Source organism: Nostoc sp. GT001, from assembly GCF_030382115.1.
Lineage (GTDB): Bacteria > Cyanobacteriota > Cyanobacteriia > Cyanobacteriales > Nostocaceae > Nostoc.
On record NZ_JAUDRJ010000001.1, the window covers coordinates 96739 to 116722 of the forward strand.

General features: G+C 38.0%; 13 protein-coding genes and 1 pseudogene. 11 read left to right on the forward strand and 3 right to left on the reverse strand.

Annotated elements, in window-relative coordinates:
• Nucleotides 1-79: 79 nt before the first annotated feature.
• Together QUD05_RS00515 and QUD05_RS00520 are read right to left on the reverse strand one after the other, a co-directional pair.
• A complete protein-coding gene (locus QUD05_RS00515; protein ID WP_289794480.1) occupies nucleotides 80-3547 on the reverse strand; it encodes a WD40 domain-containing protein in 3468 nt (1155 codons plus the stop codon).
• A 68-nt stretch (nucleotides 3548-3615) separates the two neighbouring features.
• Nucleotides 3616-4935 (reverse strand): AAA-like domain-containing protein, encoded by a 1320-nt coding sequence (locus QUD05_RS00520; RefSeq protein WP_289794481.1) that lies wholly within the window; start codon nucleotides 4933-4935, stop codon nucleotides 3616-3618.
• Nucleotides 4936-5401: 466 nt separating this feature from the next.
• On the opposite strand from QUD05_RS00520, the gene QUD05_RS00525 reads away from it, so the two are divergent.
• The 10 genes from QUD05_RS00525 to QUD05_RS00570 all read left to right on the forward strand — a co-directional run bounded on the left by QUD05_RS00525 (nucleotide 5402) and on the right by QUD05_RS00570 (nucleotide 14680).
• Nucleotides 5402-5962, forward strand: a complete 561-nt coding sequence (locus tag QUD05_RS00525) for an ISAs1 family transposase (RefSeq protein WP_289794482.1) — start codon at nucleotides 5402-5404, stop codon at nucleotides 5960-5962.
• Nucleotides 5938-6210 (forward strand): hypothetical protein, encoded by a 273-nt coding sequence (locus tag QUD05_RS00530; protein ID WP_289794483.1) that lies wholly within the window; start codon nucleotides 5938-5940, stop codon nucleotides 6208-6210. The genes QUD05_RS00525 and QUD05_RS00530 overlap by 25 nt, the downstream gene beginning before the upstream one ends.
• 195 nt (nucleotides 6211-6405) lie before the next feature.
• A complete protein-coding gene (locus tag QUD05_RS00535) occupies nucleotides 6406-6567 on the forward strand; it encodes a hypothetical protein (RefSeq protein ID WP_289794484.1) in 162 nt (53 codons plus the stop codon).
• Nucleotides 6568-7282: 715 nt separating this feature from the next.
• Nucleotides 7283-7825, forward strand: coding sequence for a COP23 domain-containing protein (locus QUD05_RS00540; RefSeq protein ID WP_289794485.1), 543 nt, complete (start codon nucleotides 7283-7285; stop codon nucleotides 7823-7825).
• 411 nt (nucleotides 7826-8236) lie between these two features.
• Complete coding sequence (locus tag QUD05_RS00545) at nucleotides 8237-9838, forward strand: S1 family peptidase (RefSeq protein ID WP_289794486.1); 1602 nt, start codon at nucleotides 8237-8239, stop codon at nucleotides 9836-9838.
• Nucleotides 9817-10260: a PPC domain-containing protein gene (locus QUD05_RS00550; protein ID WP_289794487.1), complete on the forward strand. Its 444-nt coding sequence runs from the start codon at nucleotides 9817-9819 to the stop codon at nucleotides 10258-10260. The genes QUD05_RS00545 and QUD05_RS00550 overlap by 22 nt, the downstream gene beginning before the upstream one ends.
• 330 nt (nucleotides 10261-10590) lie before the next feature.
• Nucleotides 10591-10863: a hypothetical protein gene (locus tag QUD05_RS00555; RefSeq protein WP_289794488.1), complete on the forward strand. Its 273-nt coding sequence runs from the start codon at nucleotides 10591-10593 to the stop codon at nucleotides 10861-10863.
• 478 nt (nucleotides 10864-11341) lie between these two features.
• Nucleotides 11342-11896, forward strand: coding sequence for a Uma2 family endonuclease (locus QUD05_RS00560; protein WP_289794489.1), 555 nt, complete (start codon nucleotides 11342-11344; stop codon nucleotides 11894-11896).
• A gap of 11 nt (nucleotides 11897-11907) precedes the next feature.
• Nucleotides 11908-12309, forward strand: coding sequence for a hypothetical protein (locus QUD05_RS00565; RefSeq protein ID WP_289794490.1), 402 nt, complete (start codon nucleotides 11908-11910; stop codon nucleotides 12307-12309).
• Nucleotides 12310-12925: 616 nt separating this feature from the next.
• Nucleotides 12926-14680 carry a pentapeptide repeat-containing protein gene (locus tag QUD05_RS00570; protein ID WP_289794491.1) on the forward strand — a complete coding sequence of 585 codons (1755 nt, stop codon included), beginning with the start codon at nucleotides 12926-12928 and terminating at the stop codon, nucleotides 14678-14680.
• Between the two features lie 63 nt (nucleotides 14681-14743).
• On the opposite strand, the pseudogene QUD05_RS00575 reads toward QUD05_RS00570, so the two are convergent.
• A pseudogene (locus QUD05_RS00575) lies at nucleotides 14744-15124 on the reverse strand (peptidase M15); the annotation flags it as partial.
• Between the two features lie 312 nt (nucleotides 15125-15436).
• Here QUD05_RS00575 and QUD05_RS00580 point away from each other — a divergent pair.
• Nucleotides 15437-19912 (forward strand): WD40 domain-containing protein, encoded by a 4476-nt coding sequence (locus tag QUD05_RS00580; protein ID WP_289794492.1) that lies wholly within the window; start codon nucleotides 15437-15439, stop codon nucleotides 19910-19912.
• Nucleotides 19913-19984: the final 72 nt, after the last annotated feature.

A 19984-nucleotide genomic window follows, 5' to 3' on the forward strand; every position in this document is an offset into this window, starting at 1 on the left:
GTGCGATCGCGGCTTTGGTGTAACTTTTCCTAGCTGGAATTTGATATATTCTCGAACAAGAGTATAAAGTATAATCTAGTTACGTAGAGTGGCGAGCAATGCGATTGCTACAAAAACGCAACCCATTGGGATCTTTTGGATGAGTGAGAAAATAGTCTTGGAGCCATTGACATCCTCGTGCTAGTGCATCATCTAACTGCAAACTCCATAAAATTAGCTTACCATCCTTACTAGCAGAGGCAATAATCTTATTATCAGGACTAAAACTGACGCTGGTTACTGAGTCACTATGTCCATTTAGGGTAGTGATAGGAATTCCATCTCTTTTCCAAAGTTTGATAGTTTTGTCTCTACTTCCTGAAGCTATAATTTCTCCATCGGGACTGAACCCGACGCTATTTACAGAATCACTATGTCCAGTCATGGTAGTAATTAAAGTCCCATCTAGCTGCCAAAGTTTGATAGTTTGGTCTGTACTTCCAGAAGCTATAATTTTGTCGTCAGGACTAAAACTGATACTATTAATACCCTTTCTATGTCCAATCAGAGTAGTAATTAAAGTTCCATCTAAGCGCCAAAGTTTGATAGTTCCATCCTCGCCATCGCCACCAGAAGCAACAATTTTACCATCGTGGCTAAAACTGACACTTGTTACCCAATTTTTATGTTCGCCGAAGGTTTTAATTAAAGTTCCATCTGATTTTAAAAGTTTAATAGATCCTTGGTCAGTACCAAAAGCAATTATTTGTTGATGAGGACTGAAACTAACACTTGTTACCCCTTTGTATTCAGTCAGAGGATGAATGAGAGTACCATCAAGCTGGAAAATTTTAGCAATTAGTTGATCGGTACCAATAGCAATAGTTCTATTATTAGGGCTGAAACTGATACTATTTATCCTACCTTGATGTTCTGTAAGATTAACAATTAAAGTTCCATTTCGCTGCCATAGTTTCACAGTACCATCGCCACCGCCAGAAGCAATTATTTTACCATCACGGCTAAAATTTAGGCTGGTTATCCCGCGTTTATGCCCAGTTAATTTAGTCATCATATCTGCGTTCAGCTTCCAGAGTTTCACAATTCCGTCTTCACTACCAGAAGCAATAATTTTGTCATCTTGACTCCAACTCACGCTAGCGACTGAATCGCCATGTCCAACTAAGGTATTAATTCGAGTACCATCTAGTTGCCAAATTTTTACAGTTTGGTCACTACTACCAGAAGCGATTATTTTACCATTATGGCTGAAACTGACAGTATTTATCCTAGCTGTATGCCCCTGGATAGTTGTACTTGAAGTACCATCAGCTTTCCAAAGTTTAATAGTTCCATCATCACCACCAGAAGCAATATTTTCTCCATCAGGACTAAAGCTAATACTTGTCACCCAACCTTTATGTCCCTCAATTTTTCTAATTAAAGTTCCATCACTTTTCCATAGTTCAATATTTCCTTCTTCATGACCAACGGCAATAATTTTACCATTAGGGCTGATGGTAGCACTAGTAATTGTATTACTTTTGAGTGGTATAGTTTTAATCAGAGTACCATCTGAATTCCAGAGTTTTACAGTGCCATCTTTGCTAGCAGAGGCAATAGTGTTATCGGCACTAAATGTAGCACTAATTACCCAACTTTGATGTCCAGAGAGGGTTTTAATGAGAGTACCATTTCGCTGCCAGAGTTTAATAGTTCCGTCTTGGCTAGCAGAAGCAATAATTTTGCTATCCTCGCTAAAACTAATACTTCTTAGCTTATTTTTATGCCCAATAAGGGTAGTGATCGCAGTTCCATTATGATTCCATAATTTAATAGTACCATCATCACTAGCAGAAGCAATAATTTTGCCATCAGGACTAAAAGTTAGATTATTGAGTATTGTTTGACCAGTATCAAATTGATTATATTCATGAATATTGACAAGGATATTTAGTAAAGCAGACAAGGGAGTGATTGTTTGATATTCTCTCAAATCAGACTGATTTTTCACAAGATATTTTAAATCTTGTCCAGCCTTCATAGCTAAAAGTAAAGCTTCAAGTTGTTTAGATTGAAATTGTTGTGCAGCATTATAACCAACTTGTGTAAGTTTTGTAGCTTCCTTGGCTGTTTGCAGTTGATTTTGTCCGACAATCACACTTAGTAGTATGAGGATAATTGCTATACTTCCCCCAATCCCAACTATGTATTTTGCTTTTTTATTTGCATCAGCTAACTTTTGTTTGACGGTTTGATTAGCTTTGGTTAATTTTTGACTAGCTGATGCTAATTTCTGATTGACCTCAATTTGTAATTCTGTAGCAACTTTTTGGCTTTCTTGCAAAAATTCATAATCTAAATTACTTAAACTTTTGCCAACCGCCCAGACTAACGCCTCATCTAAGGCTTTTCCTCGCAATAGCCAAGATTGCTCTTTGTGAGAATTAAACCAGTTATTAATTGCTTCACTATAAGGGCGGAGTTTATCTAATTCTTGCCTGAGCCATTGCTGATTAAAGACTGTTTTATAGATAAAATTATATACTTTTAAATAACCGTCTTGTTTAACTACTAAACCTGATAATCTTAATTCTGTTTGCTCTTGACTGCCATCTATAATAACTCCTTGACTTGAGTGCAATACTTGCTGATATAATCCTAGTAATCTGCTAGCTTTTTTTTCATTTCGTAGTAAGCGATCGCGGATTGTTCTTAAATGCTCTGGTTCATCTTGAGTTTCCCAATTTTGGATGATATAATTATCAACTAATTCATTAACACTCCTATAGCTATTTTCTGCTTCTTGCACAATTAAACTGCATAATTTTTGAGTCAAAAATGGTTGCCCAGCAGTCCAATCTAAGACATCTTGTAACATCGCTTCTGGCTGCTCTACTTTATCCGCTAATCCCGGAATTAACGCATCTTTCGCTTCTGCAAAGCTAAACCCAGTTAATTCTATTGAACTACCAATATTAAACGGCGTGCGTTCTCTTTCTTGAATCAAATCTCCTGGTGTAGCTACCCCAAGCAAACAAAAAGTTAGACGCTCATATTTTGAAGATTCAGCGCGGAGATTATAACAAGCGCGAATTAAAGCAAAAAAATCATCTTTAAATTTACTTTTGATTAGGCTATCAATTTCATCGATAAAAATGATAATTTTAGAGCTAAATTTCTCTAGCAGTAATGACTCTAAAAGTAAGTTTAATCTCTGTATCTCCGTCCAATAGTCATGCTGTAACCACCAGCTATTAAAATCTATATCATCTATTTCAAAACTAGATAATAACTGATTAGCAAATCCTTTATACCATTTTTCGGGGCTGGTATGGCTACCAAGGATAGTTAAATCAATAGAAGCACATTTTATTCCTACTGCTCTAAGTTTTTTGATTGTCTGAACTCGCAAACTAGATTTACCCATTTGACGCGAGTTAAATACAAAACAATATTCTCCAGCTTTCAGCAGTTCAAATATTTGTATATCTGCTTTGCGGACGACATAGGTGCGATGATTAGCATTTAAACTACCACCAACTTTATAATAGTTATTAAATTCCATTTAACCTCTGCGCCCTTAGCTTCTTGGTGGTTCGTTTAATTTTTTACGACTCAGAAACCTAGATTGAATTACAAGCAATGCCTGCGGCGGGCTACGCCTACGCCAAAATATTCATAATACAATCTACAGCGTGACATCACAAAATTATTGCTAAATTTAATCACTCCCATACTATCTAATTGATAAAGTTGTCGATTTTTGCGCTCTACTTTAATCCCTTGAGTATTACTCACTATCTCTTGAAAGACCCTTCCTAACTCTTGATTTTCTTGGAGAGTCTCTAAATGTCGGCGTAAGTGTTCAGTATAAATCCCTGTATCTCTAGTAGCCTCTTTAAGCAATCCCTCAATAGTTACATCCTGACATACCAAATAATAAAGTGCTAACCGCACCAAATAAGGATGTCCCCCCACTAAAGACATAATAGGAAGAATATTTTTACTATCTAATCCATGTCGGATAGCTAAACTCTTCACCTGTTCTTCAGTAAATTCTTCTAATTTAATTGGTAATCCGATATTAAAAGGAGATTGATTAATATCTAAACGTCCATAATCTTCCGTAGAATGTGCTACTACTAGTCGCAATTTTTCCCATGTTTCTGACTCATTAGCATTTTCATTCCAATTACGCAACATTGGAAAAAAGTTCTCATAAATTTCTGGATATTCAAATAATTTATCTACTTCATCTAAAGCTAAAACTAAAACCCCATCTAATTGTTTTAGCAATCTGTAAAATGTTAAAGTGCAGTTCACCATACTGGGAGTATCTTTATCCCATACAGATAGTGAAGGCGCTGAAGGTAGTTGATTAATCACATAAGCATAAAAACTACGAAGAAAATCATTAGCGTTAGTAAATTTATTTTTTTCTATTAAGCTAAAATTCAAATAAACGATATTATAACTACTTTTCTTAGCTTCAGCGATAATTCTCTTCAACAGGGAAGTTTTACCCATCTGCTTAGGTGCTTTAATCCGAATTAGTCCGCCTGGTTCTTTAATAGCAGTATAACAACGAGATTCAATAGGGGAACGTTCTTGATAAAAAGCAGAATTTAGTGGTTCCGGCCCATCTGGAAAGCGGATATTCTGGATGATATACCCACATTTTTCTAAAACTTTTGCACTAACTAACTCCGGTTTATATTTAGCAAACATCTCAATTAAATTACAACGATAATCTGGTTCTGTCTCAGGGGGAAAACCAAATTTAGTAGATATATTTCTGAGTTGATGGCTAGCTGTGGAACGATGGGTAGCGCCAAGTTCTTTTGCTATCTGTTCATCTGTTTGTCCAGCTAAAAATAAGGGCAATACTTTCTTTTGTTTAGGAGTCAATTCATCCTGATATATTTTTTCAAAGTTTTCTTGATTTATCAGCATTTTTCTATAAAAATCATATTTTATTTTTGAAATTATCTACGTGGGCGGGGAGTGGGGAGTAGGGAATAAGGAGCCTATATCTTGCACAATTCTCAATAACCTCCAGGTGGGCACTGCCCACAACGTAAAAAGAAGGGTTTGAGTGAACGTTAAGCAGTGCCCACCCTACAAAAATTGCTGATTACCTTGGTAGATTTGCAAAATTGGGATGCTCCCTTGAATTCGGGCAGTCGTTTATTGAATTCGGGCAACCCCCAAGAATTTATATAAAGCCATTTAATAGACATCTCCGAAAATTAATTAATTGCATGACCCCTCTCCAAACCTCTCCCCGAAGCGGAGAGAGGCTTTAATTCCCCCTTCCCTGCAAGGGAAGGGCAGGGTGGATTAATTGTCGAGAGAGAAAATATAACATAGAAGGATGATTCCTTAAGAAAAACACGGTTCTCCCAGAGGAAAGTTAGGAATGAATTTAATCGAAGCAATCCAAGGGGTTCCCGATTATCGACATGCTAGAGGTATTAGACATAGACTTTGGATAATACTAACTATAGTTTTGTTAGGTAGTTGTACAGGATATTGGGGGTATAAACCTTTAGCTGAGTTCACAAAAAATCATCGATTATCTCTAATCAAATTATTAGATTTATCTCCAGATATTCAATTTCCGTCAGCATCAACATTCAGAAATATTATGATGTCAATTGATTTTCAGATATTAGCTGAACTGTTTAACGTCTGGGCAGAAAAGAGTTTGCCAATTAATTTCAAAGAATTATTTGCCATCGATGGGAAATGTATTAAAAGTACTGTAACCGGGGGAAATCAATCCTATCAAAACTTTGTGAGTATCGTTTCAGTTTCAGTTTATAGTCATCAGCAAGGATGGGTAATCAGACATCAAGCTATGGAAAATAACAAAAACAGTGAGATTAGTGTGGTAGAAGAGCTAATTAAAAAGCTTTATGGGCATCATATCGTGATTACAGCCGATGCACTACATTGCCAAAAAAAACTGTTGAGCTGATTATCGAGGGAGAAAATGACTACATTATTACTATTAAAAGAAACCAGCCAAATCTCCTGAAAGTAGCTACTGAGCTAGCTGAATCCTCAATCGCTATCGATACCAATTACCATGATGAAAATTTACATGGACGAAAGACTACTCGTCAAGTCAAAGTCTATCCAATTCCATTTGAGTCACTACCTGATTGGGTTGGCGCTAAAAGTTTAATTGAGGTTAACAGATATGGAACTCGACCTCAAGGATAGAATTGTCGTCGCCAGATTGTTGACTATCATGAACAACACTTTTATTTAAGTAGCTGAAATTATTCAGCTTCAGAATTCGCGGAGATTATTCGTGGTCATTGGTCAATTGAAAATCAACTTCATTGGGTCAAGGATGTAACTTTAAATGAAGATAACTGTATTCATACTGGCGGTTTTTCACCAGCTAATTGGGCGATGGTCAGACAGTTTTTAGTTTCCCTGGCTCGTCAGTTAAATTGTCGGACTCTTCCCGAAGCGTTAAGGCTGATGGCTAACCAACTTCAAATGATTTTTGATGCGCTATTTGACCACTCCGACTCCTTTTGCCCAATGCCTGTGAGTCCAATGGTCGAGTGAGAAAACTTTTTCTCTCCCGACAATTAATCCACCCTGTGCTTCCCTGCAAGGGAAGGGGGTAGGGGGGTTAGGTCTGCGCCTGACTTTAAGGTTTCTAAATCTTTTTCGGAGATGTCTAATAAGTGCTCATGGAGGAAACCCCCTGTTCCCGCACGGNGCTTGGCTATACAGACAAAACCCACGAAGGTGGGTTAGAAACCCTTGGTTTTATCATGCTGACTTATTTAACACAGCCTAGATTTTGCTAAAAATGATACCATTATTTTGCCTTTACCCCAAATTAACGAATAGATAAATTCGAGAAACGTAGTTTTCACTAATAAGTTATCCATCAAATAAATCAGGAATTTTTGGGGTACTTGACTTTGTGCCACTCATCAAGATTAGATTGTTTTAGTAACAGTTATATTTCTCCAAATAAAAAATAATGTGGATGACAACAAGGCAAGTAGTAAGCATGAAGAAATTTCATATTGACTTTAGCAAGTCTCAGTTAGAAACTGAACAATGGTGAAGAAAACTTCACCTCAATATGTGTGCAACTGAGATAAATGAACTTTTTATCAAATATACAGTTGTGTGTAAATTTGATTTTAAGATTAATCTCAAGAATCAAGTTTGATTTTTATTTGTACAGATTGTGCTGGTTTTGAGAAAATATCTGATACGCAATTATTCCAAAAACCTTATTTTTCTAGATTTACGGAGAAAAATTATGCAACTCAAACCAATCGTTTCTCTATTCACTGGCTGTGCTTTGACTGTTGTTTGCATTACTTCTATGATTAGTCAAGCCAAAGCTGATGAAGTTCGTTTTATCTGTGCTTCGGGTTATGACCAAGCAACTAATCTGCGCTTTCCCACTACTTACGCTTGGACGGAACGGGGGAAAATTGCAATTATACGTTGGAAATATGCCTGGTTTATTAGTGGGACTGTTACTCCAGAAGAGAGGTGTGAACAAGTATCGTCTCGATTCCAGACTGCTTACAACAATCAAAGTCTGGCTTATATCGCCAACGGTACTGTGAATAATCAAGCGGTAATTTGCACAGCCAAACAAGAAGACGGTGCTTGCGATACCACACTGTTAACTCTACGACCTCAAGACGATCCTCTAGATATTCTCAATGAGCTCAAAGACATTCTTAGAGGACGTGCTACTAAACCAGTAGAGCATAGTTCTAAACAACAATCAGTTTACTACGAAATTGATATCAAGAAGTTTCTGCAAACAGCCCCAGTTGAGAAGGAATAAGATCAATTTTGACTCTCACACTTACCGACATCCCGCCCTGAACTAAAGTTCAAGGCTAATAGCTGAAGTCCACTTAAGTGGACTAAATTGATTATTCAGTCCACTTAAGTGGACTTCAGCTATAAGACTCGGAATGAATTCCGAGGCGGGACAGAAACGCAGTGCGAGATTTATTAATAAAGATATGGCTGCGACAAGACTTGCGTGTACACCGTAGCTTCTAAAAAGAGAGAGGCTTTGAATCTTGCTCCCCTTCCCGCGACGAGTTGGGGCTGGGGGTTAGGTCTGTATTGGACTCAAGCAAGAAGCGCTATAAAACTCTGCGTACCTTCTGCGCTAACCTTTGCGTTCCAGAGACGCAAAGAATAATTTCTACCCTAAGCAACGCCTGAATTTTATCCAACTTGAAAAATGAACCAACTTAATTCGTTGATTATCGCAATCTTAAGTACTTCTTTAGTACTTCCTTTCGCCTACACTGCAACATCCCAGCAACTATCTAATCAAGCAAATTCTGTACTAGCAAATAATACCTTATCATCAGAAAAAATCCGTCAATTAGCTCAATCTATTACTGTTAAAGTCTTTAGTCCTAATAAAGGCGGAAGTGGAGTATTAATTAGTAAACAAGGAAAAACTTACACTATCCTAACCAACGCCCATGTCATTAGTACCAAAGGAACTAATAGCATACAAACATTTGATGGCAAAACTCATGCAGCTACAGTGATTAGTCGTGGAGATTCTTTAGCTGGTAATGATTTAGCTGTATTGCAGTTTCAATCTCAAGAAAACTACCAAGTTATTGCTTTAGCAAACAACTCCAATTTATCAGAAAATAAAGAAGTATTTGCTGCTGGGTTTCCCGATGATAGCAAAGAAATAGTCATTAGTAATGGCAAAATATCTCTGTTATCTGAAAAATCATTAGTAGGAGGTTATCAAATTGGTTATACCAATGAGATTCGACAAGGAATGAGTGGAGGGGCTTTATTAAATCAAGCAGGTGAATTAATCGGGATAAATGGATTAACAAACAATGCCATTTTAAAGGAAACTTATTTTTATCAAGATGGAACTCGCCCTAGTGCGGAACAACTTCAGCAATTGCGACAACTGAGTTTTGCAGTTCCCATTCAAACTTTAGCAAAAGTTGCACCTAACTTAGCAATTATTCCTCCAGAATGGCGCAATCAGCAACAAGCAACAATCCCAGCAGGTAACACATTCGTTGATAAAGTTGATAATATTGCTCAACAGATTACTGTAAGAATTGATTCTCAAAATAATGGAAATGGTTCAGGAGTAATTATTGCTAAACAAGGCGACACTTACTATGTAGCCACTGCACTTCATGTAGTCAAAAACCCAGATAATTATGCAATTATTGCCCCAGATGGCAAGCAGTATGCAGTACAGCAATCAAACATATTTAAATCAGAGGGATTAGATGCAGCAGTAGTTAAATTTACTAGTAATCAAACTTATGCAGTTGCCACAATTGCTAAATATAACCTATATTATTCCTGGCAAAAACCGTGGATATTTCTTTCTGGATTTCCTCAACAAGCAGCAGGAAAAAGAAAACTGACAGCAGGGTTGCGTAGTTATAGAAAAGTATCAATATCTATTCGTGCAGAAAGCTTAGATTATTTAAATAATCTTATTGATGCGGGTTATGACTTGGGTTACACAAATCTGACACAACCTGGAATGAGTGGGGGAGCAGTATTAGATGCACTAGGACAAGTAATTGGCATTAATACAAGTATTGAACCCAAGGGAATAGGTGAAAAACAAGAACTAGGGTTAGGTTTAGGAGTCCCAATTAATAGCATTTTCGGTTTGCTGACAAAATCTGGATTGAAACCAGAACTGTTACAGGTAGTAAATCAAGCACCACCTAAGCTAACAAAAACAGAAATTAATACAATAAAAAATCATCCTTTATTCGTTGCTCAAAAGCCTTCAGAAAATGCTTTGGAATTAGTTTGGCAATCCCTACAGAATTAATTCAGCCTTTTTTAGTAGCTGTAGAACAAGGTAATGCTCAGTTAGCAAGTGGGCGTCAACAACCTAGTAATAATGAAGATACAGATTTACCCTTGAATGGTAAAGCTTTACAAGCGAGTCTGAAAAATGGCGATCGCACTTTACCAAATAATAGCTATTTTCACACTTATGTGTTTGAAGGTAAAGCAGGTCAACAAATAACTATTGAGATGGATAGTCAGCAAATAGACTCTCACTTATACTTACTGCTTCCTGCTAAAGAACGACTGATAGCACAGAATGACGACATTTACCCAAAGGATTTTAACGCTCGATTGACTGTTACCTTACCAGAAAATGGTGTCTATTATCTGTTGGCTAACACTTTTGAAGCCGGAGAGTCTGGTAGTTACAGTTTACGGGCAGCTATATCTCAGAGGTAATTGACACTTTGATGAAAGCAGGTATCTTGCTAACGCCTCACTCGCACTCGTCTGGGCATCTCTAATTTTGGTGGTAGGGTGACAGAAGAGATTCCTTGTACAAATTCCTTCCCCTCTGCACCTCTGCCCCCGTCCCGCGTTATGGGTTCCTGCCATAGACCTCTGCACCTCTGCTTCATCTAGTGAGGACACACCACCAGATAACCAAGACCTTGAAGCAAACCCAGCTTCAGCAACAATTACGGTTACTGCTGTTGAAGTAACAGAGTTGACCCAGGAGGAGCAAAGCGATCGCCTACATAGGGCGGGTGCTGGGCGATTGTCAGCGCAGTGAATGACTTTAGTTGCACCGTGAGAATGTGGGATGGCGAGTACGCCGTTGGGTTGCAGCACCTGAAGTCCTTCAACTACCTGCCCCAGGAATGTGAGCAGATGCAGTTAATCAGCGATCGCATCAGTCGAGTGTATTCCGATTCTCTGGAGGAGACAGTCAAAAGTCTGTTGCACTTATTGGGGAAGGTAAATCGGCCTTATCTTACTGCTGTGGAAGAGAAATTATTGACGCTTCTGGAGTCTGAATATGGCAGAGAGATAACACCCTAAACAATTTTGGCAAATTGGCATCCAATGTCTTTGGATTGCAGTTTCAATGGAGATATCACCACAACGGGACATTCAAGAAGTTGTACGAGGGATAGGGCAAAACTTTCCGCTTCTAGTGTACCGTACTATGCCAGTTGTCAAAGGAGTGCTGTAGAAACGCTCTACAAAATTGATACAGCGCTCAACAGAGTTCAGTTAAGGCTCTACAACTGGCTAAAAATGAACAAAACTCAATAGAATTTCAGAAGATGTAGATAACTGGCATTTCTCTAAGAGCGAATGCCTGCGGTGGGCTATTCGGTGTCGCATCAGTAGATTGCAGAACCGCGAAAATTTGGAAAATGCTCCAAGTCCTGTGTTGAAGTAGTTGGAGGAGTTTAAACGACCGTATTTGACGAAGGTAGAAGAGAAGCTGTTAGGTTTGATTGAGAAAGAATATGGATTGATGATAGATTTGGCTTTGAGCTAAATAATGGTTATGACCGTAACTACCTATAAATGGACAATTAAACGTTATCACCAAGCAATAGAGGCAGGTATCTTTGATGACCAGTCCATTGAACTATTGCGTGGCGACCTGATTGTTATGCCCCCAGAACGAGAACCTCACGCCTACTACAACACAGAAGCAGCTGATTATCTTCGCACACTACTCGGCGAACGGGTAAAAATCCGCGATGCCAAACCCATTACCTTACCCAACGATTCCGAACCTGCTCCCGATGTTGCGATTGTCAAACCTTTAGGTGAGGTCTACTTAGAACACCATCCTTACCCAGAAGATATCTTTTGGGTTATTGAATTTTCCAAAGCCACCCTGAGCAAAGATTTAGGTGACAAAAAAGACATTTATGCTGAGGCCGGTATTGTTGAATACTGGGTTGTCAACCTGAAGACTCCGCAGTTAAAAGTATTTCGTGACCTAAAAAATGGGAAATACAAAACCGAACTGACATTAACCACAGGTACTATTTCACCCCTAGCTTTTCCTGATGTATCCGTCCAAGTTCAGCGCTTTATAAGTAAGAGGTAGTACAACGCATAATGGAAAGGACGAAAGTACCCAATACCTACCAAATCGGTGAAGTGTGCCAAATCCTTGTTAAAGAGAATCCTGAACTTAGAGGCAAAGGTGGCTGTTGGGGTATCGTTAACCATGTGGGCCAATTCAGCTGCACTGTAAAACTCTGGGATGGTGTGTACACCGTTGGTTTGCAGCATCTGAAATCCTTCAATTACTTGCCTGCCGAGTGTGAGCAGATGCAGGTGATTTGCGATGCCTACGGCGGGCTACGCCTACGCATCAATCGGGTGTATTCGAGTGGGCTGGAGGAGTCGGTGCAGAAGTTTTTGGAGTCTTTGGGGAAGCTGAATCGTGTTTATTTGACTGCGTTGGAGGATAAATTGTTGACTGTTTTGGAGCCAGAAGCTAGGCAAGAAGGATAAGCAATTAAGCAATTTTGGCGATAAAATATATTTTTATTTTTAAATTATTTTAAGTGCTGGATTCAAGACTGGACAAGGATGCAACAACTATTGGTTCAAGAGTTCAGATTTTATCAAGCTTAACTGCTATCGTAAATCTACTGATATTGCTAATATCAATCTGGAATATGGCTTTGTACGCTTGTAGCTAAATTTAGCAGTAAAGCCATAATTATTCTTGCAACAATACATGACTAGTTTTATGTTGCTTCATTTTTCGCTATTTACTGCTCTGTTATAGACAGAATGTATTGAAATATAAAAGCTGTGTAAGTGTAGCAGTGTAAATATTTATTGTTAAACAAAAGTAGGAGGTAGGGTGAAGAGAATTTTAATCTAGTTCATTTTTATTTACATAGTTTGCTTTTTTCCTATCGTTTTACCTAGTGGAAGAACTTTAATTTTATCCCTCTTGTGTCCCTATTGGAAAACAATTGTCGAAGCTAGATTATGAAACTGTTAACCAATCAAGGATTGAAGCTTTATTTTCTAGTAAAAACTAATATTTATTTCTAGTGAAAAACTGAAAAAGCTCAAAGGGCTTTCATCGGTTAGGTTCTCCCAATCTAACACAAGAGTGTTATTCAATGAAAAGTGTAGAGATAAAAATTCATTTCTTAATAGAAATAGAGCAAATGATGGAGTTATTACAATGAAATTGCAACAAAGGCTTAAGTCAACTTTTATTCTTATTTTTAAATGGAGTGGACTTAAGGGTAAAACATTTTGGGATTTTATACCTCAATTAATTGCAGTATTAACGGTTATAGCTGCCTTTCAAACTATTTACTTTCAGCAAGAAGAGTCAAATAAACGTTATCAAAAGGAAGAACTTACAAAATATATAGATTACATGAAACAACTGTTAATTCAAGACGGAAATCCTCTACGCAAGAATGAAGAAGTTCAAAATTTAGCTCGTGTTAAAACAATAAATACGTTAGAACAGTTAGATGAAGATAGTAAAAGAATTTTATTATTTTTCTTAATAGAGGCAAATCTAATTAATAATAGAAATTTTTCTCCTTCAAGTAGTAAAAACAAGCCAATTATATCCTTAAGTAAAGCTAATCTAGTAAAAGTTAAGCTGCCAAGAGTAGACCTTTCAGGTGCTGACCTCTCAGGTGCTGACCTCTCAGGTGCTGACCTTTCAGGTGCTGACCTCTCAAGTGCGGATCTCTCAGGTGCAGATTTAAGAAGGACTCGCTTATCACAAGCTTCTTTAAGATACGCTGATCTTCAAAAAGCCAAACTAGAGAAGACGGATTTAACTGAAGCTCGCTTAAGAGAAGCTACCTTAATAGAAGCTAATCTAAAAGATAGTGACTTAAATAGAGCTAATTTAGTAGGAGTAAATTTAGAAAATGCTAATTTAGAAAATGCTGATTTAGAAAATGCTGATTTAATAGGTGCTAATTTAAGGAAAACTAAAATTGATAGAAATACAAATTTGTCAAAAGTTAAACTATTGGAATCTAATATTTCTGAGGCTGAGTTTAATAATGTAAGTGTAACAAATAGGGAAGTATATGAAAAATCAAAACAAAAAGGATCTATCTGTAGCCCACATGTTTATACTTATTCTGTTCAAACTTTGAATAACAATCAAGTTACTGGTATACGTTGTCTCCTTAAAATAAACACGGTTAGAGATAAAAAGCTAGGAAATAAAAGCTTTAGACTTGTATGGTATGGTGAAGGCAGAATGAATAATCAAGAATATCGTCATATTGGAGAAAGCTCATACGAAAATTCAAATTCAAGCGTTACTAATATTTTTGCCCTCGATGATTACAACCCAAAAAATAGCCTTTTAAAGAAAAAAATGCAAATTAATATAATTAATAAAAAAGAAGATTCTATATTAGAATTTCAAACTAAAGATGAAAAAGGACTAATAGAAAAGTGGACTTTAGCTCAATCGAATTCTGAAATTAAATATTTTCCATTAGGTCAGCCAACAAATAGATTTAAATGTGGAAAAAAATTTCAAAAGTACAAAGTATATCCTATTCTAACCAAAAGAAGAATTGAAAAACCTAATTCAAGAGACTGGGGTATACGTTGTGTTCTTCCATTAAATAAAGAGGCATTAAATAAAGAGGTAATATGGTTTGGAACTGGTGAATGGGAAGGTAAACCTTATTATCACTTAGGAACAAAGATGCTTCCTACCCAGGATATAAAAACAGGTTATGGAGCTATAGATCTCTGTGGATTTAAAAAAGATGCGTATTCTTATAAGGTAGAAGGTGGGTTATTAGAATTAAATCATCTTAATAATAATGGTTATGAAATTAAAAAAGAATGGAGCGAGAAATGGCTTAAATAGAGTCTTGCAGAATTAAAGTATGAATTTATCTGCTTATTATCGCCTATCGATCAGTAACAATAAAATGAAAGAATTCACAATAATGCAGGCTGTAGCACCCATATAACCTTGAGCGTCTGGAACATCCCAGATATGAACTGCATAGTTAGATACGTTACTAGCACAATTGTACTGGTTTTTATTTTCTGCACCTTTAGCATTGACAGCAGATGACCGATATCCAGAGCGAATGCTGATTCTTCCGAAAGCTTGTTGAATTGGTTCTAGAACTTGTTCACAAAGACTTTTGCCGGAGGCGATCGCCAAATCAGGATTATCTGGTATATTTGGGATTCCTTCAATTTGAGAAATTTCTGAGTGTAGAAAATCACGCATAAAAAAGTTTTTTGACAAACGTACCCGACCTAATTCTTCCAATGACCTGACAGTTTGTGGTCTTTTCATTATTTTTAATTTAATTTGACGCGACGAATACTCGCAAATATACCTTGAGTGATGCACTGGAAACGATGCCTGCGGCGAACTACGCCGAAACAGTTATCAACTACTTCCAAAATCTACTTTGCAATCAACTCTGAAAAAATATTGTTGAACAGGAGGAGCAAAGGGATCGCCTAGCAGATTACAGTTATTAAATGTATTCTTTCGATAATCATTGGGAAAGTATAAAATAAAACTGTTTTTGGCAGTATATTATTTGTAACAGTAATTAACCCTTAGTTAGCAAGATAGCTCTGTGTTTTTGGAGTATTTATAATGAGCTTGATTAACCTGGATCTGGTCTTCAACGCAATTACTAGCATCGCCAACCCTTTAATTAAAGAAAAAATTCTGCGTTCGGAGACTGTAATTAAGTTACTCCAGCAATTTCACCTCGATCCAGAGCATCCACCTGCTGATTTTAGTGGTGTTTATGCTTATGCCTTAGTAGAATATGGGGTAGGCAAACCTAAGCCATTGCTCGAATTGTTCCGACAACAAGCAATTAAACAAGCTTTTCGCACAGCATTAGACCACAATAACCCCTCAATTCTGCTTTCTGAGGTTGATGCTTTTTTAGATACCTATACCTTGGGTGATGAGATTAGTAGTTTGGAACTTGATGTCAGGCGAGAAGTGGCTGAATTTGCAACTGTATTTATCGAAGTTGCTAAACGCACTCGCACACCCTCTGATGTTTTACTAAACCAGAAAATTGGTTCTCTACATAAAAGGATTGCTTGTATCCAAGAACAACTGGAAAGATTGCCAACGCTGGAGGGAATTCGGACAGAAATAGCAAGGTTGGCAGTAGAGAATTATCCCGCACTACCAGGAACTGCAACTGAAAATCAATGTAGAGCGATCGCACTTGCCCAACAGATGCGAGGATGGTTTGAAACCTTGGGCTATGACTTTGAAAAATATGAAATCTGGGCAGAGGAATATTTTGAATGGATAATTCACATCCCAGTACGTCGCAGTTATGACCGTATTCTTATACGTGGCGTTGCAGGAGAGGTGGGACTGAGTGATGTCATGGCGTTGCGTTCCTCAGTTGAAGAACAAAAAACTGATGAAGGATGGCTGGTGACTACCCGTCGGATTTCCCGCGCAGCAAGGGATGAAGTCAAGAAAGAAGAAAATCGTCACCTTGACTGTTTTACATTTGACGAACTCATTGACTTGGATGCTGACTTTAATGGTTATCTCGACTGGCTAGAAGCAGAAATCAAACGCCGAAAAGTTGATACAAAATATGTACCGCTTGCTTGTACAAAAGAAGAAATTGACCCAATTACCAAGCGGCGGATTGGAGTGAGTCGTTATGAGGAAGAAGACGGCTGGATTGATGGGTATATCGACCTTTGGCTTGATGACCCAGCCAAAGAGCATATTTCAATTCTGGGAGAATTTGGTACAGGGAAAACTTGGTTTGTCTTTCACTATGCTTGGACTGCATTGCAACGTTACCGCGATGCCCAAAAACGTGGCGTTGAACGTCCCCGTCTACCTTTGGTAATTACCCTGCGTGACTTTGCCAAGGCACTAAATGTTGAGAATGTTTTGGCAGGTTTCTTTTTTACCCAACACAATATCCGCATTAACAGCGAAGTCTTTGACCAACTTAATCGTATGGGTAAGTTGCTGCTCATTTTCGATGGCTTTGACGAAATGGCAGCAAAAGTTGACCGCCAACAGATGATTAACAACTTTTGGGAACTGGCGAAGGTGGTAGTTCCTGGTGCTAAAGTTATCCTCACCTGTCGTACTGAGCATTTCCCAGAGGCGAAGGAAGGACGTGCTTTATTAAATGCAGAACTGCAAGCTTCAACTAAAAAATTAACTGGCGAAACACCTCAATTTGAAGTGCTAGAACTGGAGAAATTCAATGATGAGCAAATTCGGCAGGTTTTGTCATACCAAGCTGAAGCATCGACAGTAGAACAAGTAGTAGGCAATCCGCAATTATTAGACTTAGCTCGTCGCCCAGTGATGACTGACTTAATCTTGGAAGCATTGCCAGATATTAAGGCGGGTAAACCTGTGGATATGTCACGGGTTTATTTGTATGCAGTGCGGCGCAAGATGGAACGGGACATCAAAGCGGAGCGTACTTTTACTTCTTTAGCAGAAAAACTGTACTTTTTGTGTGAAATCTCCTGGGAAATGCTGTCTAATGACCAAATGAGCCTGAATTATCGGCTTTTTCCAGAACGTATTCGCCGCTTGTTTGGTTCTGTTGTTCAAGAAGAGAAGGATTTAGACCACTGGCATTATGACATGATGGCGCAGACGATGCTTGTCCGCAATGCTGATGGTGACTATACCCCGGCGCATAGATCACTGTTAGAGTTTTTTGTGGCGTATAAATTTGCGGCAGAGTTGGGGGTATTAGCTAGTGATTTTACGGAATTAGCCCAAGCACAGTCAGGTTTGGATAGCAGTACAGCGCCTGTTGATTATACTTGGTCTGGTTATTTTTCGCGTCAATTGGATGACAATGGGTGTAGTGTGGCGATGCCTGCGGCAACCCCTTTGGGGAACGCACCACTTAGGAAATTTAGAAGTGAGTCTTCAAATAAGTTGAGGGATACTTTTGGCAAAACGCCACTCACAAAAGCAGTTATGGATTTACTTTTACCGATGTTAGGTAATAATGAGTTACTTATTAAAGTTATTGAGGCGACGCGGGGCAAAAGCGAAGATGAAGTGGGTTATATTGGCGGGAATGCAGCAACTTTAGCTGTGAAGGTAGACAAGGTGACTTTGGAAGGCAGAAATTTTAGTGGTGCAGTAATTAAGGGAGCTGATTTTACTGATGCCAGTTTGCAAAGTACCAATTTTAATGAAGCCAACTTAGTTGGTTCTGTTTTTACTCAAGCCTTTGGAAGCGTTCAGTCAGTAGCATTTAGTCCTGATAGTAAATATTTAGTCGCAAGTGATGCAAATGGTCAAATTCGTGTTTGGCAAGTTGCTGATGGAAAAGAAATTTTTAACTTTAAAGGACACCTAAGTTGGATAATGTCAGTTGCCTTTAGCCCTGATGGTGTTACCTTTGCTAGTGCAAGTTCTGATAAAACTATACGCTTATGGGATATTAATACAGGTAAATGCTTAAAAACATTTTATGGACATACAAACGTTGTTAGGTCGGTTGTTTTCTCTCCTCATGGTCAAATAGTTGCTAGTGCCAGTATTGATGAAACTATACGTTTATGGGATATCAATACAGGTGATTGTATAAGAATTTTACAGGGGCATAGCAAAGGTTTAAGGACAGTCATTTTTAGCCCTAATGGTCAAACTTTAGCTAGTGGAAGTTCTGATAAAACCATACGCTTATGGGATATCAATACAGGTGATTGTATAAGAATTTTGCAGGGACATACAGACTGGGTTCGTTCAGTTGCTTTTAGCCCTAATGGTCAAACTTTAGCTAGTGGAAGTTCTGATAAAACCATACGCTTATGGGATATCAATACAGGTGATTGTATTAAAACGTTTCATGCACATACAAGTCAGGTACAGTCTGTAAGTTGGAGTTCCAACGGCAAGTTCCTAGCAAGTGCAGGTGACGATACAACAGTTAGGCTATGGAATATTCATACAGGTGAATGCTTACATATTTTCCGAGAGCATACTCACCCAATTGACTCAGTTGTTTTTAATTCTAATAATCAAATCCTGGCTAGTGCAAGTCATGACCGAAGCGTTAAATTATGGGAAGTTAATACAGGTCAATGCCTTAAAACATTACATGGTTACGCAAACTGGATATGGTCAGTTGCTTTTTATCCTAACAGCAATTTGCTTGCAAGCGGTGGTGACGACTATACGATAAGGGTATGGGATATAGCTACAGATGAATGTTTGAAAACTTTTCGAGGGCATAAAAGTTGGATATGGTCAGTCGCTTTCAGCCCTAATAGAGAATTTGTGGTTAGTGGCAGTGAGGATACAACGCTTAGATTGTGGAATTTTAATACAAATAAATGTCTTAAAACTTTACAGGGACACACTCATAGAATTAGATCAGTTTGTTTTAGCCCTGATAGTAAAAATCTTGCCACTGGAAGTGCTGACGATACAATCAAGTTATGGAATGTAAATGACGGTAGATGCATTACAACTTTAATAGGTCATACTGATCCAGTGCAATCAGTTGCATTTAGTCCTAATGGCAAAATACTTGTTAGTGGTAGTTATGACTTAACAGTTAGACTATGGGATATTGAAACAGGTGAATGCATTTACATTTTGCGAGGGCATACTGCTGAAGTACATACAGTAGTGTTCAATTTTGATGGCTTAATGGTAGCTAGTGGTAGCAAAGATAACACAATAAAGTTATGGGATATTAAAACAGGCGAATGCATACAAACTTTACATGGACATACTCATGATGTCCAATCATTAGCTTTTAGTCCTGATGATCAAAATTTAGTTAGTGGTAGTGCGGATGAAACTGTAAAACTGTGGAATCCAAAAAACGGCGAATGCTTAAAAACTTTACATGGACATACTAGAGGTGTTTGGTCAGTTGCTTTAAATTACGAAGGTTCGATTATAGCAAGTAGCAGCCAAGATGAAACTATTAGGGTTTGGGATATTAAAACAGGTGAGTGCCTTAAGATATTGAGAGTTCCTCGACCTTATGAAGGCATGAGTATCAAAGGTATTAGAGGTCTAACAGAAGCTGCGAAAGCCTCACTCAAAGCATTAGGTGCAGTGGAGATAGAGAATAAATAAAGCCCAATAAGCAAACAATGATTATCAAGCAAGAGCGATTGCCCTACCAATTCTGACACGTATGTATGGATT